Genomic DNA, 20,677 nt, shown 5'->3' with positions numbered 1-20,677 from the left:
GGTCTAGACAACCCTGAACAGCGAAGGGCAACATCACATGGCTGAGCGCCGCGTCAACGTCGGCTGGGCCGAGGGCCTCCACGCCCGCCCCGCCTCCATCTTCGTCCGAGCCGCCACGGCCACAGGCGTCCCGGTGACGATCGCCAAGGCCGGGGGCGACCCCGTCAACGCGGCCTCCATGCTGGCGGTCCTGGGGCTGGGCGCCCAGGGCGGCGAGGAGATCGTGCTGGCCTCCGACGCCGAGGGCGCGGACGCCGCTCTGGACCGGCTGGCCAAGCTGGTCGCCGAGGGCCTGGAGGAACTGCCCGAAACGGTCTGACACGCCGGACCGCGGGACGCGCCCGGGCGCGCGGACGCACGACCGCCGCGCCCGCCGCGCGCCCGGCACGGACCGCGCCCCGTCTCCCTGCCCGCCGTGCGCGCGGGGCGCGGGGCGCGGATGCGTACTGACGAGAGGCCCACCCGGGGACCCCGGGTGGGCCTTTCCGTTCGCCTTTTCTCCCGGGCAGGAGGATCTCTGACCGGACAGGGAATGCCCGGCCCGGGCATGGCCTTCCGCCCCGGACAGAATGACGCCTGCCGGGCGGACGGGGAGTCCGGACGGGAAATCCACACAGGGAATTTGCACAGGAATCTGCACAGGAAATCCACCCTAGTATTCACCAGGCTCGTGCAGGGCGGGAAAAGCCCGCGAAAGCGTTGCCCTTTTTCTACCGTGCTCGTGTTAAGCGGGCATGCTCGGAGTGTTGACGGGACGTTTCGAGGTCCTCACGCGCTCCGCGAGGTCGGCACCGGACAGCGGGCGCAGCCGATGGGCGGGGTGGGTCCGCTCCAGCAGCCGTGCGGTGGCCTCCCGGGCGCGCTCGCCGTCGCCACGGGCCACGGCGTCCACGACCAGGCCGCGGTCGGCCCACGTCTGCACCGGGTCGGGCGCTTCCTCCACCGCGTACATCCAGGCGATCTTGTGCCGCAGTCCGGTCAGGGTCGAGGCCAGCGTGGGGCTGCCCGCCGCCTGGGCCAGCGTCTCGTGGAACCAGCCGGTCAGGGAGCGCAGGTCGTCGCTGCTGCCCCCGCGGGCCCGCTGCTGTCCCAGGCGGACCAGCCCCCGCAGCACCTTCAGGTGGGCGTCGGTGCGGCGCCGGGCGGCCCGGGCGGCACCGAGGGGTTCCAGGAGCAGACTCATCTCCAGCAGGTCCGCGGCCTCCCGCTCGGTGGGCTCGGCGACGCACGCGCCCGCGTGCCGCCGGGTCACCACGAACCCCTCCGCCTCCAGCGTGCGCAGCGCCTCGCGCACCGGCACCCGGGACACGCCGTAGCGGCGGGCCAGGAGTTCCTCGGTGAGCCGGCTGCCGCGCGCATGGACGCCGGCGACGATGTCGTCGCGGATCGCGGCGCACACCGAGTGCGCGGGAACACGCATGAGCGACCTCCGGTTCGATTCCCGGGAAACGCCGCGTCGGCGGACGTCCTTTCCGTGACTCTAAAGCAATGCGCGGGATTCATTGAGGGACGGAGAACATTCCTGCTTGTTTTTCGGCCACCCTGTGCGCGTGACGCGAAAAGCCCCGGCTCGGCGAGCCGGGGCTTTTCGGGTGTTCCGGGCGCGGACCGCGGCCGGAAGGGGTGTCAGAGGGAGACGCCGTGCGCGCGCAGGTACGCGACGGGGTCGAGGTCCGAACCGTACTCGGCGCTGGTGCGCGCCTCGAAGTGCAGGTGCGCCCCCGTGACGTTGCCGGTGGAACCGGAGAGACCGATCTGCTGGCCCGGCGTGACCTCCTGGCCGACCGAGACGCCGATGGACGACAGGTGGCCGTACTGGGTGTAGGTGCCGTCGTGCATCCTGATGACGACCTGGTTGCCGTAGGCCCCGCCCCAGCCGGCCTCGACGACCGTGCCACGGCCGACGGACTGCACGGGGGTGCCGTTCGCGGCGTGGAAGTCGACCCCGGTGTGGCTGCCGGAGGACCAGACGGCGCCGCCGGTCTTGTAGCCGGTGGACACGTAGGAACCGGGGATCGGCGAGACGAACGCGTCGAGGCGCTCGCGCTCGGCCTCGCGGGCGGCGCGTTCCTGCGCCTCGCGGGCCCGCTCCGCCTCCTCGGCGGCCTTCTTGCGGGCGGCCTTCTCGGCCGCCTTGCGGGCCTCGGCCTCGGCGGCCTCGCGGGCCGCCTCGTGCTGCGCGGCGGCCTGGGCGTCGATCTGGTCGGCGACCGTGTCGCCGAGGGTGACGACGGGGGTGATGCCGGTCTGGGCCGCGGCGGGCTCGGCGGCCATCGCGGGGGCCGCGAGGGAACCGGCGACACCGGAACCGGCGAGGGCCGCGACGCCCGCGGCGCGGGCGGTGCCGCGACGGACGCGGCTGGGGCGGCGGTGCTTGCCGGCGGCGTGGGTGAACGCCATGTACAGGCTGGTCCTTTCCTTCCCTCTCGCCTACCGGGTTAGCTGACGGGTTCGGAGCAGGAAGGTCTCCTACGGACCCCCTCGCGACACGCGCGGGCGTCCGATGCACCCCTGGGGACGGTGGGTCCCCGGCTCCCCTGACTCGCGCCGTACGGGGATTCGGCGATGGCTGTCCGGTGCCGCGGGTGCGGCGCACTGCCCGACGAACAGCCCGCACGAAGCTATGCGGGAGGCCGCTCGATCCTCAAACGGATCGGGGTATTTGTAGCGCACACCACAGGGCAGACAGACATCCTCCGCCCCAATTCGGGCATACGGGCGCCCTGGTGACGTTCCCGTCACCAGGGCGCCGTGCGCGCGGAAACTGCGCGGGGTCCTACTCGGCCGCCACCACGGTCACTTCGCCGATCCCGAGGGCCTCCACGGGCGCCTTGATCTGCGCCGCGTCGCCGACGAGGACGGTCACCAGCCGGTCGACCGGGAAGGCGTTGACGACCGCCGCGGTGGCCTCCACGGTGCCGGTCGCGGCCAGTTGCCGGTACAGCTCGGCCTGGTAGTCGTCGGGCAGGTGCTGCTCCACCTGGTCCGCCAGAGTGCTCGCGACCGCCGCGGCGGTCTCGTACTTCAGGGGCGCCACGCCCACCAGGTTCTGCACCGCGACGTCCCGCTCGGCGTCGGTGAGGCCGTCGGCGGCAAGCGTGCGCAGCACGTTCCACAGGTCCTGCAGTGCGGGCCCGGTGTTGGGGGTGTCCACGGAACCGCTGATGGCGAGCATGGCCGCGCCCGTGCCGTCCGGCGCGGACCGCAGGACCTGGGCGAAGGAGCGGACGCCGTAGGTGTAGCCCTTCTCCTCGCGCAGGACGCGGTCCAGGCGGGAGGTGAGGGTGCCCCCGAGGCAGTACGTGCCGAGGACCTGGGCGGGCCACACCCGGTCGTGCCGGTCGGCGCCGACGCGGCCGATGAGCAGCTGGGTCTGGACGGCTCCCGGACGGTCGACGATCACGACCCGCCCGGTGTCGTCGGCGGTCACCGGCGGAACGGGCCGGGGCTGCCCCGGCGAACCGGTCCACGCGCCGAGGGTGTCCCCGAGCAGCGCGTCCAGGTCGATGCCCGTGAGGTCACCGACCACCACCACGGTGGCCGTGGCGGGCCGCACGTGCCGCTCGTAGAAGGCGCGCACGGCCGCCGCGTCGATGCCCTCGACGGTCTCCTCGGTGCCCTGGCGGGGGCGCGACATGCGCGCGTCGGCGGGGAACAGCTCCTTGGAGAGCTCCTTGGCCGCCCGGCGCGAGGGGTTGGCCAACTCGTGCGGGATCTCGTCGAGGCGGTTGCGGACCAGCCGCTCCACCTCGCTGTCGGCGAAGGCCGGCGCCCTCAGGGCGTCGGCGAGCAGCCCGAGGCCCTTGGTGAGCCGGGAGGCCGGCACCTCCAGGCTGAGGCGGACACCGGGGTGGTCGGCGTGCGCGTCCAGGGTGGCGCCGCAGCGCTCCAGTTCGGCGGCGAAGTCCTCGGCGGAGTGCTTGTCGGTGCCCTCGGAGAAGGCCCGCGCCATGATCGTGGCGACGCCGTCGAGACCCGCCGGCTCCGCCTCCAGCGGCGCGTCGAGGACCACCTCGACGGCGACGACCTGCTGGCCGGGGCGGTGGCAGCGCAGCACGGTCAGGCCGTTGTCGAGCGTGCCGCGCTCGGGGGCCGGGAAGGCCCAGGGCTTGGCGTCGCCCGCCTGCGGCTGCGGGTGGAAGTCCATCGGGGCGAGCTCGGTCACTTCGCCGTCTCCTCGTTCTCGTCGGTGCCGGCGGCCACGGCGGCCTGTGCGGGGTCCTCGTCCCCGGCGGCGAGGGGCTCGTAGACGAGCACCGCGCGGTTGTCGGGGCGCAGGCGGGCCTTGGCGACCTCCTGCACCTCCTCGGCCGTCACCTCCAGGACCCGGCTCACCGCGGTCAGGGCGAGCTGCGGGTCGCCGAACAGGACGGCGTACCGGCACAGTTCGTCGGCACGGCCCGCGACCGTGCCGAGCCGGTCCAGCCACTCGCGCTCCAACTGGGCCTGCGCGCGTTCCATCTCCTCGGCCGTGGGGCCCTCCTCGGCGAACCGGGCGAGCTCCTCGTCCACGGCCGCCTCGATCACCGGCACCTCGACGTCACCGGACGTCTTCACGTCCAGCCAGCCCAGGGACGGCGCCCCGGCGAGCCGCAGCAGGCCGAACCCGGCGGCGACGGCGGTGCGGTCGCGGCGCACCAGCCGGTTGTAGATGCGCGACGACTCCCCGCCGCCCAGGACGGTGAGCGCCAGGTCCGCCGCGTCGCACGCCCGGGTGCCGTCCTCCGGGAGCCGGTAGGCGGCCATCAGGGCACGCGCGGGCACCTCCTCCGTCACGACCTCGCGCAGCTCCCCGCCGATCACGTCCGGCAGGGAGCCGTCACGGGGCTCGGGCTTGCCGTCGTGGGACGGGATGGAACCGAAGTACTTCTCGATCCAGGCGAGCGTCTGCTCGGGGTCGATGTCGCCGACGACCGACAGCACGGCGTTGTTCGGCGCGTAGTAGGTGCGGAAGAAGCGGCGGGCGTCCTCCAGGGTCGCCGCGTCCAGGTCCGCCATCGAACCGATGGGCGTGTGGTGGTAGGGGTGGCCCTCCGGGTACACGAGGGCGGTCAGCCGCTCGAAGGCCGTGCCGTAGGGGACGTTGTCGTAGCGCTGGCGGCGTTCGTTCTTGACGACGTCGCGCTGGTTCTCCATGGACTCCTCGTCCAGGGCGGCCAGCAGCGAGCCCATGCGGTCGGCCTCCAGCCACAGCGCGAGCTCCAGCTGGTGGGCGGGCATGGTCTCGAAGTAGTTGGTGCGCTCGAAGCTGGTGGTGCCGTTGAGCGAGCCGCCCGCGCCCTGGACCAGTTCGAAGTGTCCGTTGCCCTTGACCTGGGCGGAGCCCTGGAACATCAGGTGCTCGAAGAGGTGGGCCAGGCCGGTGCGGCCCTCCACCTCGTGGCGCGAGCCGACGTCGTACCAGAGGCACACCGCGGCGACCGGGGTCAGGTGGTCCTCGGAGAGCACCACGCGCAGGCCGTTGGCCAGGCGGTGCTCGGTCGCTGTCAGGCCGCCGGAGCCTGCCTGGGCTGTGGCCGTGTGACCCATGGGCATGTACGTCCCTTCGATCGCGGTGGCGGTCGTCGAGCCCGCCGTTCCTGCCGGTCCTGTCACTGTATGCAAGCGTGCGGAGCAGCGGCGAAGTTCCCGGGGGCCGCCGACTACGCCCACAGCGAGAACGGGAACCGGAGGGCCCGCGCGAGCGCGGCCGGCGCACGGGATCAGGGGGGTGCGGGGGCGGCTGGGGTGCGCGGGGGCGCACGGGGCGCGTGCGGCGCCGGGTGCCGCCGCGTGCCAGTCGGTGCGCCCCGTGCGGTCCTGCCGTCGGGGGCCGGGGGCTGGGTTCCGGAGAGGCGGAGACGGGCCCGGCCTGGCGTGGGGAGCCGGGCTGGGTTCCGGAGGGGCGGAGACGGGCCCGGGCCTGGCGTCGGGGGACGGGCTGGGTTCCGGAGGGGCGGAGACGGGCGGACGGGGTTGCCGGGGCGGGCGGGGCTGCCGAGGCGGGGCTGCCGGAGCGGATTCCGGGAGCCCGCCCGACGGTTCGCGCCCGGGGGCGCGTACTCTGCTCGCGCCGCCACGACCCCGCCCGCACCGCAGGTCCCGCGACCGGGTCTGGTCCCGGTTGTCGGTGCGGCGGTCCACAATGGTCCGCGTCAGATCCGTCCCACGCTCAGCAAGGAGCCGGCAGCGATGGCCCGCCGCAGCACGAAGACCCCGCCGCCCGACGAGCCGTACGAGGAGAAGATCCTCGACATCGACGTCGTCGACGAGATGCAGGGCTCCTTCCTCGAGTACGCCTACTCGGTCATCTACTCCCGCGCCCTGCCGGACGCGCGCGACGGGCTGAAGCCGGTGCACCGCCGCATCGTCTACCAGATGAACGAAATGGGCCTGCGCCCCGAGCGCGGGTACGTGAAGTGCGCCCGCGTCGTCGGCGAGGTGATGGGAAAGCTGCACCCGCACGGCGACGCGTCGATCTACGACGCGCTGGTGCGCATGGCGCAGCCGTTCTCCATGCGGGTGCCGCTGGTCGACGGCCACGGCAACTTCGGCTCCCTGGGCAACGACGACCCGCCCGCCGCCATGCGGTACACCGAGTGCCGGATGGCCGAGGCGGCCGGGCTGATGACCGAGTCCATCGACGAGGACACGGTCGACTTCGCCCCCAACTACGACGGCCAGGAGCAGGAACCGGCCGCGCTGCCCGCCGCCTTCCCGAACCTCCTGGTCAACGGCGCCTCGGGCATCGCCGTCGGCATGGCCACCAACATGCCGCCGCACAACCTGCGCGAGGTCGTCGCCGCGGCCCGGCACCTCATCAGGTACCCGAACGCCGATCTCGACGCCCTGATGAAGCACGTCCCGGGCCCCGACCTGCCCACCGGCGGACGCATCGTGGGCCTGTCCGGCATCCGCGACGCGTACGAGACGGGCCGTGGCACGTTCAAGATCCGCGCGACGGTCACCGTGGAGAACGTGACCGCGCGGCGCAAGGGCCTGGTGGTCACCGAGCTGCCCTTCGCGGTCGGCCCGGAGAAGGTGATCGCCAAGATCAAGGACCTGGTCGGTGCGAAGAAGCTCCAGGGCATCGCCGACGTCAAGGACCTCACCGACCGCGAGCACGGCCTCCGCCTGGTCATCGAGATCAAGAACGGCTTCGTGCCCGAGGCGGTCCTGGAGCAGCTGTACAAGCTGACGTCCATGGAGGAGTCCTTCGGCATCAACAACGTGGCGCTGGTGGACGGCCAGCCGCTCACCCTGGGCCTGAAGGAGCTCCTGGAGGTCTACCTCGACCACCGCTTCACCGTGGTGCGGCGGCGCTCGGAGTTCCGTCGCGGCAAGCGGCGGGACCGGCTGCACCTGGTGGAGGGCCTGCTCACCGCCCTCGTGGACATCGACGAGGTCATCCGGCTGATCCGCTCCAGCGAGAACTCCGCCCAGGCCAAGCAGCGCCTGATGGAGCGCTTCTCCCTCAGCGACGTCCAGACCCAGTACATCCTCGACACGCCGCTGCGCCGCCTCACCAAGTACGACCGGATCGAACTCGAGGCGGAGAAGGACCGGTTGAACGCGGAGATCGAGGAGCTGACCCGGATCCTCGACTCCGACGCGGAGCTGCGGAAGCTGGTCTCCGCCGAACTGGCCGCGGTGGCCAAGAAGTTCGGCAACGACCGGCGCACGACGCTGCTGGACTCGGCCGGTACGCCGGCCGCCACCGTGCCGCTGCAGGTCGCGGACGACCCGTGCCGCGTACTGCTGTCCTCGACGGGCCTGCTGGCCCGGACCGCGAACGACGCGCCCTTCCCCGAGAAGGCGGGCGCCAAGCGGGTCAAGCACGACGTGATCGTCTCGGCGGTGAAGGCCACGGCGCGCGGCGAGGTGGCCGTCGTCACCTCGGCGGGCCGCCTGCTCCGGCTGAACGTCGTCGACCTCCCGCAGCTCCCGGAGGACATGCAGGTGCCCAACACGGCGGGCGGGGCGCCCCTCGCCGAGTTCGTCACCCTCGAGGCGGACGAGGACGTGGTCTGCCTGACCTCGCTCGACGAGTCCTCCCCGGGCCTGGCGCTCGGCACCGAACAGGGCGTCGTCAAGCGCGTGGTGCCCGACTACCCGTCCAACAAGGAGGAGCTGGAGGTCATCTCGCTCCGGGACGGCGACCGGATCGTCGGCGGTGTCGAGCTGCGCACGGGCGAGGAGGACCTGGTCTTCGTCACCGACGACGCCCAGTTGCTGCGGTACCCGGCCGCCCAGGTCCGTCCGCAGGGCCGTCCCGCGGGCGGCATGACGGGCATCAAGCTGTCGGCGGACGCGAAGGTCATCCACTTCACCGCCGTCGACCCCTCGGCGGACGCGGTGGTCCTCACGGTCGCCGGATCGCGCGGCACGCTGGACGACTCCGTCCAGACGACGGCCAAGCTGACCCCGTTCGACCAGTACCCCCGCAAGGGCCGGGCCACCGGCGGAGTCCGCTGCCAGCGGTTCCTGAAGGGCGAGGACTGCCTGGCCCTCGCCTGGGTCGGCGCCACGCCCGCCCGTGCCGCGCAGAAGAACGGCGCCGCCGTCGCCCTGCCGGAACCCGACCCGCGCCGCGACGGCTCGGGCGTGTCCCTGGGCAAGACGGTGTCGGTGGTCGCCGGCCCGGTGTAGGGACCGCGCCCGGTCCGGTGCCGGGACAGCGGGCGGTACCGGGACAGCGGGTGTACCGGGCTGGGCCTGGAGGGGCTGGTCCTGGAGGGGCTGGGCCTGGAGGGGCTGGTCCTGGAGGGGCTGGGCCTGCTGCACGGGGTCGGCCCCGGCCCCGGCGCCGTGGATGAGACCGGGCCGGGGGCCGGGGGCCGGAGACCGACGCGCATCACGCGTCCGGGCATCTGGTCCGCGGCCCGACGTCACGGCGGCCACGTACCTGGTCCCCGTGGCCGGGCGGTACCGGAGGGTGTGGTCCGGGACGCGGTGGTGTCGGCGGCGCTGCGCCGACGGGTCCGCACCCCGCCGGCCACGTGCGCCGGTCACGTCGGCGTGTCGGCGCCCCCGCCACTCACACCGACGGGCGCGGGTCGTGCTCCTCTAGGTCGCGCTCCTCGGGATCACGCTCCTCTGGGTCGTCCCCGGCACCGTCCACGTACCGCAGGACGCCCCACATGCCGCGTTCGTCGGCCTCCTGGGTCTCGTTGGCGCACGCCTCCAGCTCCTTGCGCAGCTCAGGGGCGTCGATGCCGGACCCGATGAGCACGAGTTGGGTGAGCCGCTCCGCCCCCGGCGGCCAGGGCTCCGGCCGGAACCGCAGGAACCGCCCGACGGCGTGCACGGCGTAGCGGTGGTGGACGTCGAACGGCCCGAAGTCGACGTAGCCCTTGATCCGGAACAGGCCCTCGGGCCTGCTGTCGAGGAACCTCATCAGCGCCCGGGGGTCCGTGGGCCGCCCGGACACGTGGGACACGCTGTCGTAGGCGGCGTGCAGATGTCCCCCGTGGTCCTCCGCTCCTCGGCCGGTGCCCGTCGCGCCACGGGCGGCCTCGCCCCCGTGCGCGTGCCCGTCGCCGGCCGGCCCGGCGCCCGCCTGCCCGGCTCCGTCGTCGTGGAGCCGCAGGTCGTCGAAGGAGAGCTGGCCGATCCGTTCCTCGCTCGGGCGGCAGTCGAAGAGGAACTCCGGGTCGATCCGGGCGCGCGTGGCGGGCACGACGGCCGCCCCGTCGACGAGACCCCGGACGCGGGTGAGGATCCCCCCGGGATCGACCGCGCGGTCCATCTTGTTGACCACGACGAGATCGGCGAGGGCGAGGTGCCGGTCGATCTCGGGGTGCCTGGCCCGGGTGTCGTCGAACTCGGCGGCGTCCACCACCTCGACGAGTCCCCCGTACACGATCCCGGGGTGTTCGCTGGCCAGCACCATCCGCACCAGCTCCTGCGGTTCGGCCAGACCGCTGGCCTCGATGACCACGGCGTCCAGCCCGGCGGAGGGGTGGGCGAGCCGTTCCAGGTACTCGTCCAGTTCGCTGCCGTCGACGGCGCAGCACAGACACCCGTTGCCGAGCGACACGGTCGAGTCCCCGAGGGCCCCCGCGACGGCCATGGCATCGATCTCGATGGCCCCGAAGTCGTTGACGATCGCCCCGATCCGGCTGCCGCCGCTGTGGTGCAGGAGGTGGTTGAGCAGGGTCGTCTTACCGGAACCCAGGAATCCGGCCAGGATCACCACCGGAATCCGCTGCTCGCTGCTCCGCTCCGCCACGCGCTCTCTCCACCCTCCTGTACGCCGGTATGCGGCCCGGCGTACGTCCGACGACTCGACCGGCGCCCAGGATACGAGCGGCTCCGACGGCCCCCGGGCGAGCGACGGCGGGCGGCGCGCACGGGGCAGTTGCCGGTCCTGGCGCCACCATGTCCGCCCTCCTCGCCTCTCCCTGTGCCCTCTTCCCTGCTCTCTGTTGCCTGCTGCCGCTGCCTGTCCCCGCTGTCTGTTCCCTACTGCCTGTTCCCCGCTGTCTGTTCCCTACTGCCTGTTCCCTGCTGCCTGTTGCCCGTTCTCTCGATCCCTCCGCTCCCCCGCTCCTTTCCGTGTGCTTCCTCATCCGTGGTACGCACCGGGCCCGTTCACGCACGGCTCCCGAGAGGTGCGGTCCCCCCGACCGGAGCACAGCACCCGCGGGCCGGGAAGCACCGCGGCGCAAGTCAGGTTAGGCTCACCTCTGTGAGTACGTGCTCAACCGCTTCCCGCGAGCTCGACGAACCTCTCGCCGGGACCGCGGCCACCGCGAGGACGTGGCTGCTGCTGGAGCAGCCCGGCCCCTGGGGTGCCAAGGCGCTCACCTCCAGTCACCTCGACCCCGCGCTCGGCCGGGCCCTCGAGGCCGCCGCGAAGGGCACCGGGGTGCGCATCGCCCTCATCCGGCGCACCGGGCGCCACGCCGACCGTCCCGCGGGCGCGGCGCGCCGGGTGTACGCCGCCCACACCGTTCCGGGACGGGTGTGGTTGCACTCCGCCACCACGGCCGACCCGCACGACCTGCTCGGCCTCGACTTCGCCGCGCTGGGCCGCGGCGCGCACGACACCTTCGACACGGCCCTCGGCGGACAGCCGCACGAAGGCGACCCCCTGGCCCTCGTCTGCACCAACGGCAAGCGCGACCGCTGCTGCGCCCTGCTCGGACGCCCTCTGGCGGCCGAACTCGCCGCCTCCGGGGTCGACGGCGTGTGGGAGGTGACGCACCTGGGCGGTCACCGCTTCTCCCCGACCGTGCTCGTCCTCCCGTACGGCTACGCCTACGGCCGCGCCGAGGCCCATGCCGTCAAGGAGGTGCTGCACGCTGTCCAGGAAGGCCGGATCGTGGTGGAGGGCTGCCGCGGGAGTTCTGCCTGGGAGCGCCCCGGACAGGCGGCCGAACTGGCGGTGCGGACGGCGGAGGGCGTCGAGGCCGCGGAGGCGCTGAGCATCGTACGGATCGACGGTGCGGCCCCGCGCTGGGAGGTCACCGTCGCCCACACCGACGGCCGTCGCTGGTGGGTCGAGGTGGTCCAGGGCGCCGCGTCGCCGCCGCGGCCCGAGAGCTGTGGCTCCGTGCTCGGATCGCCCGCGCGCATGGACGTGACGGCGGTCCGCGAGGTGACGGTGACCGCGCTGGCGAGCTGATCGCCGCGCAGACCGGACCGTCGGCCCTGGGTGCAGGGCGCAGGGCCCTGGGTGCAGGGCGCAAGTCCGTCGGCTCGACCACCGGCCGGGGACGCAGTTCGTCGGCTCGAGCGGGGTTCGGCGGGCTCCCCGAACGCGTGCGGTGCGGGCGGAGCGGGGCGGGGCGGGGCGGGGCGGATGGGATGATGCGCGCAGTTCGTCGGGCGGGCAGGACACGGGAGTGGTGCGGCGGAGGCCGCCGGGCGGCCCCGGTCGCGTACCCGTGGCGTCCCCTGGAGGCCCGACAGGGGCCCGGCGAAGCGGCAGGGGCGCGCGTGGGTGCCGTCTCCGCCACACATCCGCGCGGCCCGCGGCCGGATCCTGCCCCCGCACGAGGCGGCCCGCTCCCGGGACGGCAGCCGACCGGCAGGAGGGCCCGCGGCCTTCGGACAGACGGCCTTCAGACAGACGACCCACGGCAGGCGGGGCCCCGGAGCTTTCGCGTCCGTCTCGCCGTCGGAGGGGATCCGGGTGCCGGGGGTTTGCGCGCGGTGCCGCGGCCGGTGTTGCCAGGGGCCGCCCTTCACGACGCCCCGCCCCTGCGGAGCGGCGCCGTGGTCCGCGTACGGTCGGGGCATGAGTTCCGCTGTCCCCGCGCGCCGTCGGCGACTTCGTCTGCCCCGGCGGATGTTCTCGCAGGTCCTGCTCATGCAGCTGGCGATCGCCGCGGGTGTCGCCGTGCTGGCGACGGGCCTGTTCCTCGCGCCGCTCGGCGAGCAGCTGGACGACCAGGCGATGCGGCGCGCCCTGGCGATCGCCCAGACCACCGCTCAGCAGGGGCGGATCGCCGAGGACCTGCGCTCCACGGAGCCGGCCCCGGACGGACCGGTCCAGCGGGAGGCGGAACGGATCCGCGAGGCCACCGGCGCCGAGTACGTCGTCGTGCTGGACCGCGACGGCGTGCGCTGGTCGCACACCGATCCGCGGCGGGTGGGCGGTCATGTCTCCACCGATCCCGGCGAGGCCCTGGCCGGGCACGAGGTCATGGAGATCGACGACGGCACCCTGGGCCGTTCGGCCCGCGGCAAGGTGCCGCTGCGGGACGCCGACGGCCGGATCGTCGGCGCGGTGTCGGTGGGCATCGGCTACGACAGCGTCCGGGCCCGGCTGATCCACGCGATTCCCGGGCTGTTCGCCTACGCGGGCGGCGCGCTGGCCGTCGGCGCGCTCGCGGCCTGGCTCATCTCCCGGCGGGTGCACCGTCAGACCCGCGACCTGGCCTTCTCCGACATCGCGGCGCTGCTCGCGGAGCGCGAGGCCATGCTGCACGGCATCCGGGAGGGCGTCGTGGCCCTGGACCGCAGCGGACGCGTCCGGCTCCTGAACGACGAGGCGCGGCGCCTGCTCGACCTCGGGGACGAGGCGGTGGGCCGCTCCCCCGAGGAGGCGCTCGGCCCGGGCCGCACGGCCGACGTGCTGTCCGGACGGGCCGACGGGACCGATCTGCTCACCGTCCGCGGGCAGCGGGTGCTGGTCGCCAACCGGATGCCGACCGACGACGGGGGCGCCGTCGCCACCCTGCGCGACCGCACGGAACTGGACCGGCTCGGCCGGGAACTCGACTCCACCCGCGGTCTGACCGACGCGCTGCGGGCCCAGGACCACGAGCACGCCAACCGCATGCACACCCTGCTGGGGCTGCTGGAACTGGAGTGGTACGACGAGGCCGTCGCGTTCGTGGCCGAGGTCGTCGGCGCCCACCGGGCGACCGCCGAGCAGGTCACCGAACGGGTCGGGGACCCGCTGCTGGCCGCGCTGCTGGTGGGCAAGGCCGCGGTCGCGGCCGAGCGGGGAGTCGCGCTGGGCGTGTCGGAGCGGACCCGGCTGCCCGACCGGCTCGTCGACCCGGGCGGCGTCGTCACCGTGGTCGGCAACCTGGTCGACAACGCCCTGGACGCCGTCGCGGGGACACCGCGGGCGCGTGTGGAGGTCGAGGTGCGGACCGAGGGGCGCACGGCCGTGCTGGTGGTGCGCGACACGGGCCCCGGTGTCCCGCCGGAGCAGCGCGGAACGGTCTTCGCCGAGGGCTGGTCCACCAAGGAGCCGCCGGCGCACCGCGAGCGCGGCATCGGGCTCTCCCTGGTGCGCACGCTCGCCGAGCGGCAGGGCGGCCGTGCGACCGTGGGCGACGCGTCCGGCGGCGGGGCTGAGTTCACGGTCGTCCTCCCGGAGGCCCTGACCGGACCGGGCGCCGAGGCCGCACCGATCGGGGTGTCCGTCCCCCGGCCGAGCGAGGAGGAAGCGCGATGATCGAGGTCCTGGTCGTGGACGACGACGTCCGGGTGGCCCGGGTCAACGCGGCCTACGTGGAGAAGGTGCCCGGCTTCCACGTGGCCGGTCTGGCCCACGGCGCGGCGGAGGCGCTGCGGGCCCTGGAGGCGGTGCCGTCGCCGGATCTGGTCCTCATGGACCACTACCTGCCGGACGGCACGGGGCTCGGGGTGGTGCGCGAGATGCGCCGGCGCGGCCGTCAGACCGACGTGATCATGGTGACGGCGGCGCGTGACGTGTCGACCGTGCAGGCGGCGATGCGGCACGGCGCGCTCCAGTACCTGGTCAAGCCGTTCGCCTTCGCCGGGCTGCGGGCGAAACTGGAGGCGTACGCGGACCTGCGCCGCACCCTCGACGGCGGGGGCGAGGCCGAACAGGCGGAGGTGGACCGTATGTTCGGCGCCCTGTCCGCGACCGCCGAACCCAGCCTGCCCAAGGGGCACTCCCCCACCACGGCGGAACTGGTGCGCCAGTGCCTGATGCACGCCGACCGGCCGCTGTCCGCCCTGGAGATCGCCGAACGCACGGGGGTGAGCCGCCAGACCGCCCAGCGCTACCTGAAGCTGCTGGAGCGCACCGGACGCGCCACGCTGACCCTGAAGTACGGGGACGCGGGCCGCCCTGAGCACCGTTACGCCTGGGCGACCCGCGCCTGAGGGCACGCGGCCCGGCCCGTGGGGTGGGGCAGGACGCCGCGCTCCTGGACCGCATACGCAGCCGGGCGCCGTCCGTCTCCGCACGGTGCGCCCGCCCCGGGCCGCCACCTCCCGATCCGGACGTCGCCCCCGCCCGATCCGGACGCCTGTGCCGGAGCGGCCCCGCGTGGCCGTGTGCCGGGTCACGCGTCGGCGTCGCGGTCCCGGTCCCGGTCCCGGTCCCGGTCCTTGGACATCGCCGGTCGGCCCGGCCGTCCGGAGCGGGAGATGGAGCGTACGCGCGGGAGGTACGAGGTGCGAGGTGCGGCCCGAGTGACCCGATGAGGGCCGACAGGGACCGGTGGCGCTCGCCCCGGTAGGCCGCCCGGTGGACCCCGGCGGCCTGGTGGACCCCGATGGCCCGGTGGACCCCGGTGGCCCGTCAAGGCCCGACCTACACGGCGCCCGCTCCGGTGAGGGACCGCACCTCGGTTTCGGCGTGCTTGGCCTCGTCCGGGGTGTCGCCGGACGTGACCGTGCCCAGCCAGCCCGCGAGGAAGCCCGCCGGGATGGAGACCAGGCCGGGGTTCTGCAGCGGGAAGACCTGGAAGTCGACGCCGGGGAAAAGGGATTCCGGGCTGCCGGACACCACCGGGGACAGCAGCACCAGCACCACGGCCGGGACCAGACCGCCGTAGACGGCCCAGACGGCGCCGCGGGTCGTGAAGCCGCGCCAGAACAACGAGTAGAGCAGCACCGGAAGGTTGGCGGAGGCCGCCACCGCGAAGGCCAGGCCCACCAGGAAGGCCACGTTGAGGTCCCGGGCCAGCAGACCGAGACCGATCGCGACGACACCGATGCCGACGGCGGCGACGCGGGCCACGGCCACCTCGCTGTATCCTCGGGCGCCCCGCCGGCGCCGCAGGGACGCGTAGAGGTCGTGGGCGACGGAGGCGGAGGAGGCGAGGGTGATTCCGGCGACCACGGCCAGGATCGTGGCGAAGGCGATGGCGGCGACGACCGCGAACAGCACGGTGCCGCCGGTGGACCCGGCGCCGCCTCCCAGGTCGAGCGCGAGCAGCGGGACGGCGGTGTTGCCCGAGGCGTGGGAGGCCCGCACGGCGTCGGTGCCGACCAGGGCGGCGGCGCCGAACCCGAGCACGATCGTCATCAGGTAGAAGCCGCCGATGAGACCGATGGACCACACCACCGAGCGGCGGGCCGCCCGGGCCGTGGGCACGGTGTAGAACCGGGACAGGATGTGCGGCAGCCCGGCCGTGCCCAGCACCAGGGCGATCCCCAGGCTGATGAAGTCGAAGCGGGCGGTGAGGTCACTGCCGTACGCCAGGCCGGGCGCCAGGAACGCCTCGCCGTGGCCGCTGCGTTCGGCGGCGGTGAGGAGCAGGCGGTTGACGTCCCCGTGGAAGCGCAGCAGCACGAGCACGGTCAGCGCGACGGTGCCGCCGAGCAGCAGGACCGCCTTGACGATCTGGATCCAGGTGGTGGCCCGCATCCCTCCCAACGACACGTAGATCACCATGAGCGCCCCGACGCCGACCACGGTCCACGACTGCGCGACCGTGCCGGTGCCTCCCAGCAGGAGCGCGACCAGCGTGCCCGCGCCGACCATCTGCGCCACCAGGTACAGAACGGACACGGCGACCGAGGAGGTTCCCGCCGCGATGCGCACCGGGCGTTCCCTCATCCGGGCGGCGACGACGTCGGCGAGCGTGAACCGGCCGCAGTTGCGGACCAGTTCCGCGACCAGGAGGAGGACCACCAGCCAGGCCACCAGGAAGCCCACGGAGTAGAGCATGCCGTCGTAGCCGTAGAGGGCGATGAGGCCGGAGATGCCGAGGAACGAGGCGGCCGACATGTAGTCGCCCGCGATGGCAAAACCATTCTCCATGGGTGAGAAGAGCCGGCCGCCGGCGTAGAACTCCTCCGGGGAGCCCTGCCGGTGGCGGCTCACCCAGGTGGTGATGGCCAGCGTGACCGCGACGAAGGCGCTGAACAGCAGCAGTGCGAGCGTCTGGTGATCCCCCGTCATGCCGCTCCGCCCCGTCCGCGTGTCAGTTCCTGGGTGTCCCAGCGGAGGTCGAGCGCGGCGCGGTCCCGGCGCAGCCGGGCGTGCCGGGCGTAGGCCCAGGTGAGGAGGAAGGTGGTCAGGAACTGCCCGAGCCCGGCGAGCATCCCGACGTTCACGGCCCCGGCCACGGGGCGCGCCATCAGCTCCGGTGCGCCGGTCGCGGTCACCACGTAGGCCACGTACCAGGTCAGGAAGGCGGCGGCGCCGGGGATCACGAAGCGGCGGTACCGGCTTCGCACCTCCTGGAAGGCCGCGCTGCGCTGCACCTCGAGGTACACGTCGGCGCTGGTGCCCCCGGAAGCCTCCCGGCGGGCCGACGGGACCGGCGCCGGGGCACCTTGGGGGTGCGCGGACTCGCCCCAGCCGGAGGCGAGCGCGTCGTACCAGGGGTCGTCGTACCTCACGTCACCGGCGTCCCCGGGGGCCTGGCGGGGCCCGTCCGCGGGATCGGCGGCACTCTGCTGACCACCCCCGGCGGCGCGAGGGCGGTCGTTGTTCTGCTGCATGCCCAAGGATGGACAGAACGGGAAGATCCCCGACTCTTCTTCCCGAATCACTTCACCCCATCAGGTGACCCTGACGCAGGTCGCGGCGTCGGTGCGCCCCCGGGCCGTGCCGGACTCCCGGCCGGACGCGGCAGCAGGGGGGCGCTCGACGGTGTGATGGCGCATGACGGCGCGTGGACGGTGCGGGGCGTCGGCCGAGGGGTGGCCACGGCCGTCCGGAGGCGGGCGGCAGCGCCCGACCGGAGCCGGTCCGGGGCCTCCCGGCCCCGGGCCGCACGAGGGGGCCCGCCCCCGAGCCGCACGGGGACGCCCCACCCCCAAGCCGCACGGGGACGCCTCGGCCCCGGGCCGGGCAGGGCGGGGACGGTGGTACCGGTCCTGGCCGATGCCTGAGGGCGGCCGCCAGGACGTCGGTCTCAGGCGTCGGCACGTGCCACACCGCACCGCACCGGGCTTACCGACGCACGGAGCCGGGATGGGCTCCTCGGCGCACGGAGCCGGGACAGGGTCCCCGGCGCACGGAGCCGGACCGTCGGCGAGAGGCCGTCCGCTCGGCCGGGGCCGGGCCTCCTCCTGACAGCGGCGGGCAGCTCCGGCAGCCCGCAGCACACGGCCCTGGCTCGCGTCGGCTCGACGCGCGGGACCGCCCGCGGGGATCCGACGGCAGGCGGCCGGGGCCTGCGCAGGGCGGTGCCGGGACCCGCGCTCTACGCGTCGATGCGGGAGCGGTCGAGCGTCGCCGCCGAGCTGGAGATGAACTCCTTGCGCGGGGCGACGTCGTTGCCCATGAGCAGGTCGAAGACCTGCTCGGCGGCTTCCAGATCGGTGAGGTTGATCCGGCGCAGGGTGCGGTGACGGGGGTCCATGGTCGTCTCGGCCAGCTGGTCGGCGTCCATCTCGCCGAGACCCTTGTAACGCTGGATCGAGTCCTTGTACCGGACGCCCTTGCTCTGGAACTCCATGAGCTTGTCACGCAGCTCCCGGTCGGAGTACGTGTAGACGTACTTGTCCTGGCCCTTCTTCGGCTGGACCAGTTCGATCCGGTGCAGCGGCGGTACCGCGGCGAACACCCGGCCCGCCTCGACCATGGGCCGCATGTAGCGGTGGAACAGCGTCAGGAGCAGGGTGCGGATGTGGGAGCCGTCCACATCGGCGTCGGTCATCATGATGATCTTGCCGTAGCGGGCGGTGTCGATGTCGAAGGTCCGCCCCGACCCGGCTCCTATGACCTGGATGATCGCCCCGCACTCGGCGTTCTTGAGCATGTCCGTCACGGACGACTTCTGGACGTTGAGGATCTTGCCGCGGATCGGCAGCAGTGCCTGGAACTCGGAGTTCCGGGCCAGCTTCGCCGTGCCGAGCGCCGAGTCCCCCTCCACGATGAACAGCTCGCTGCGCTCGACGTCGTCGCTGCGGCAGTCGGCCAGCTTGGCGGGCAGCGTGGAGGTCTCCAGAGCCGTCTTGCGACGCTGGGCGTCCTTGTGCTGGCGGGCGGCGATCCGGGTCCGGGCCGCGGCCACCGCCTTCTCCATGACCGCACGGGCCTGCTGGGCCGCGTCGCGCTTGGTGGAGGTCAGGAACGCCTTGAGCTCCTTGGAGACCACGTTGTTCACGATCCTGCGGGCGGCCGAGGTGCCGAGGACCTCCTTGGTCTGGCCCTCGAACTGCGGCTCGGCCAGCCGCACGGTGACCACCGCGGTGAGGCCCTCCAGGGCGTCGTCCTTGACGATGTCGTCCTCGGCGACGCGCAGCAGCTTCTTGGCGCGCAGGACCTCGTTCATCGTCTTGGCCACGGCCTGCTCGAAGCCCGCGACGTGGGTGCCGCCCTTGGGGGTGGCGATGATGTTGACGAAGGAGCGCACCGTCGTGTCGTAGCCGGTGCCCCAGCGCAGCGCGACGTCGACGCCCAGTTCCCGGGTGACCTCGGTGGGCGTCATCTGGCCGCGGTCGTCCAGGACGGGGACCGTCTCCTTGAAGGTGCCCTGGCCACTGAAGCGGAGCGTGTCGCACACGGGCCGGTCGGAGGCCAGGAACTCGCAGAACTCGCTGATGCCGCCGTCGAAGCGGAAGGACTCCTCCCCCTTGCTCCCGCCGTCTCCGAGGCCGTACTCGTCCCGCACCACGATGGTCAGGCCGGGCACCAGGAACGCCGTCTGCCGGGCCCGCTGGTGCAGCGTCTCCAGGGAGAGCTTGGCGTCCTTCAGGAAGATCTGCCGGTCGGCCCAGTAGCGCACCCGCGTGCCGCTGCGGCTCTTGGGGATCTTCTTGGCCTTGCGCAGGCCGCTGCCGGCCTCGAACTTCGCCTCCGGCCCCGCTCCCGAGAACGCGCCGGGGACGCCGCGCCGGAAGCTGATCGCGTGCGTGTGCCCCGCGCGGTCGACCTCCACGTCCAGGCGGGCGGACAGCGCGTTGACGACGGAGGCGCCGACGCCGTGCAGACCGCCGGAGGCGGCGTAGGAGCCGCCGCCGAACTTGCCGCCGGCGTGCAGCTTGGTCAGCACGACCTCCACGCCGGACAGACCGGTCTTGGGCTCGACGTCGACGGGGATGCCGCGGCCGTTGTCCCGGACCTCCACCGATCCGTCGTCATGGAGGACCACCTCGATGTGATCGCAGTGGCCGCCGAGGGCCTCGTCCACGGAATTGTCGATGATCTCCCACAGGCAGTGCATCAGACCGCGGCTGTCGGTCGATCCGATGTACATGCCCGGGCGTTTGCGCACGGCCTCGAGCCCCTCGAGGACGAGCAGATGCCGAGCGGTGTAATTGCCACCGTCGCGGTCTGCTCCTGCCAGCAGAGCTGTGGACGGCACGGACGTCTCGGCGGTCACGCGGTTCGCTCCTCGCTGAATTTCAGATGGGGCCCTGATGGGTAAGGGCGGCGCTTCAGTCACCGGTGAGAGGGTACCGAGGCCTGATAGAGCCGTTGTCACGCCACCCTCGTCCCCGGACACCCTAGTCCAGGGTCGCATGCCTGTTCGATCCCTCGATGGGGTGAAGCACACATCACGTTCCCTTGGAGGCATGAACCATTTAGGCTCCGGGCACGTCCTCATGAACGACCGGCAACCCAGCCGGGAGGGCCGACCACCCGAAGACGACGCGAATCCGTACGACACATCAGACACGCAATACGGCACATTCGCCGCCAACCGGCAACAACCGACCACTCGGAAAGATTTTTCGAGAAGAAGCCTCGAGCGGGAACGTTTTGGGCTGGTTGGATGTTGACCCTGGTACGACAGCTCGTCGAGCTAGAGAAGAGGCGACGTGACTACTGTTCTGACCCCCGCGAGCCCGCTGACGGCCGCCGATCGCTGCGACCGCTGTGGCGCCCAGGCATACCTGCGCGTCGTCCTGCTCAGCGGCGGAGAACTGCTCTTCTGCGCCCACCACGGCCGCAAGTTCGAGCCGGAACTCAAGAAGATCGCCGCTGAGATACAGGACGAGACCGAGCGTCTGACGTCCCCTTCGGCGACCGCTTCCGCCGAAGAGCGCTGACACTCGCGCAACGACGAGCCAGACCGGC

14 protein-coding genes and 1 riboswitch are annotated in these 20,677 nt (G+C 73.2%); of the genes, 6 read left to right on the top strand and 8 right to left on the bottom strand.

The window, feature by feature from the left end:
• Positions 1-37: 37 nt before the first annotated feature.
• Positions 38-319: an HPr family phosphocarrier protein gene (locus AB0F01_RS18215; protein ID WP_362096304.1), complete on the top strand. Its 282-nt coding sequence runs from the start codon at positions 38-40 to the stop codon at positions 317-319.
• A 405-nt stretch (positions 320-724) separates the two neighbouring features.
• Here the strand turns inward: AB0F01_RS18215 and AB0F01_RS18210 are convergent, their stop codons facing one another.
• The 4 genes from AB0F01_RS18210 to AB0F01_RS18195 all read right to left on the bottom strand — a co-directional run bounded on the left by AB0F01_RS18210 (position 725) and on the right by AB0F01_RS18195 (position 5,535).
• Positions 725-1,420, bottom strand: a complete 696-nt coding sequence (locus AB0F01_RS18210; RefSeq protein ID WP_362096302.1) for a GntR family transcriptional regulator — start codon at positions 1,418-1,420, stop codon at positions 725-727.
• A gap of 206 nt (positions 1,421-1,626) precedes the next feature.
• Positions 1,627-2,400, bottom strand: a complete 774-nt coding sequence (locus tag AB0F01_RS18205) for a M23 family metallopeptidase (protein ID WP_362096299.1) — start codon at positions 2,398-2,400, stop codon at positions 1,627-1,629.
• Positions 2,401-2,412: 12 nt separating this feature from the next.
• A riboswitch (cyclic di-AMP (ydaO/yuaA leader) is annotated at positions 2,413-2,575 on the bottom strand.
• A gap of 201 nt (positions 2,576-2,776) precedes the next feature.
• Positions 2,777-4,165 carry a pitrilysin family protein gene (locus tag AB0F01_RS18200; RefSeq protein ID WP_362096296.1) on the bottom strand — a complete coding sequence of 463 codons (1,389 nt, stop codon included), beginning with the start codon at positions 4,163-4,165 and terminating at the stop codon, positions 2,777-2,779.
• Positions 4,162-5,535 carry a pitrilysin family protein gene (locus AB0F01_RS18195; RefSeq protein WP_362096293.1) on the bottom strand — a complete coding sequence of 458 codons (1,374 nt, stop codon included), beginning with the start codon at positions 5,533-5,535 and terminating at the stop codon, positions 4,162-4,164. The genes AB0F01_RS18200 and AB0F01_RS18195 overlap by 4 nt, the downstream gene beginning before the upstream one ends.
• Positions 5,536-6,171: 636 nt before the next feature.
• Between AB0F01_RS18195 and AB0F01_RS18190 the strand changes: the two genes are divergently transcribed.
• Positions 6,172-8,628, top strand: coding sequence for a DNA topoisomerase IV subunit A (locus AB0F01_RS18190; protein WP_362096290.1), 2,457 nt, complete (start codon positions 6,172-6,174; stop codon positions 8,626-8,628).
• A 388-nt stretch (positions 8,629-9,016) separates the two neighbouring features.
• Here the strand turns inward: AB0F01_RS18190 and AB0F01_RS18185 are convergent, their stop codons facing one another.
• Entirely contained in the window at positions 9,017-10,210 is a 1,194-nt protein-coding gene (locus tag AB0F01_RS18185; protein ID WP_362096288.1) for a CobW family GTP-binding protein, read from the bottom strand.
• A 459-nt stretch (positions 10,211-10,669) separates the two neighbouring features.
• Between AB0F01_RS18185 and AB0F01_RS18180 the strand changes: the two genes are divergently transcribed.
• The 3 genes from AB0F01_RS18180 (at position 10,670) to AB0F01_RS18170 (ending at position 14,574) form a co-directional block, all read left to right on the top strand.
• The gene (locus AB0F01_RS18180; RefSeq protein ID WP_362096285.1) at positions 10,670-11,608 is read left to right on the top strand and encodes a sucrase ferredoxin; all 939 of its coding nucleotides are present in this window, start codon (positions 10,670-10,672) and stop codon (positions 11,606-11,608) included.
• Positions 11,609-12,223: 615 nt separating this feature from the next.
• Positions 12,224-13,897, top strand: a complete 1,674-nt coding sequence (locus AB0F01_RS18175) for a sensor histidine kinase (RefSeq protein WP_362096282.1) — start codon at positions 12,224-12,226, stop codon at positions 13,895-13,897.
• Complete coding sequence (locus AB0F01_RS18170) at positions 13,894-14,574, top strand: response regulator (RefSeq protein ID WP_362096279.1); 681 nt, start codon at positions 13,894-13,896, stop codon at positions 14,572-14,574. Before AB0F01_RS18175 ends, AB0F01_RS18170 begins: the two co-directional genes overlap by 4 nt.
• A 433-nt stretch (positions 14,575-15,007) precedes the next feature.
• On the opposite strand, the gene AB0F01_RS18165 is transcribed toward AB0F01_RS18170, so the two are convergent.
• The 3 genes from AB0F01_RS18165 to AB0F01_RS18155 all read right to left on the bottom strand — a co-directional run bounded on the left by AB0F01_RS18165 (position 15,008) and on the right by AB0F01_RS18155 (position 19,979).
• Entirely contained in the window at positions 15,008-16,603 is a 1,596-nt protein-coding gene (locus AB0F01_RS18165; protein ID WP_362096276.1) for a cation acetate symporter, read from the bottom strand.
• Entirely contained in the window at positions 16,600-17,148 is a 549-nt protein-coding gene (locus tag AB0F01_RS18160; RefSeq protein WP_362096273.1) for a DUF485 domain-containing protein, read from the bottom strand. The genes AB0F01_RS18165 and AB0F01_RS18160 overlap by 4 nt, the downstream gene beginning before the upstream one ends.
• A 707-nt stretch (positions 17,149-17,855) precedes the next feature.
• Positions 17,856-19,979 (bottom strand): DNA topoisomerase IV subunit B, encoded by a 2,124-nt coding sequence (locus AB0F01_RS18155; RefSeq protein WP_362096270.1) that lies wholly within the window; start codon positions 19,977-19,979, stop codon positions 17,856-17,858.
• Positions 19,980-20,418: 439 nt separating this feature from the next.
• Between AB0F01_RS18155 and AB0F01_RS18150 the strand changes: the two genes are divergently transcribed.
• Positions 20,419-20,649, top strand: coding sequence for a hypothetical protein (locus AB0F01_RS18150; protein WP_164336075.1), 231 nt, complete (start codon positions 20,419-20,421; stop codon positions 20,647-20,649).
• Positions 20,650-20,677 lie beyond the last annotated feature (28 nt).

Origin of the sequence: Streptomyces sp. NPDC029526, assembly GCF_040637405.1 — a bacterium.
In the GTDB taxonomy this organism is placed as follows: Bacteria; Actinomycetota; Actinomycetes; order Streptomycetales; family Streptomycetaceae; genus Streptomyces.
Note: the sequence above shows the minus strand (reverse complement) of the source record. Positions and strands in the feature narration are given on the sequence as shown.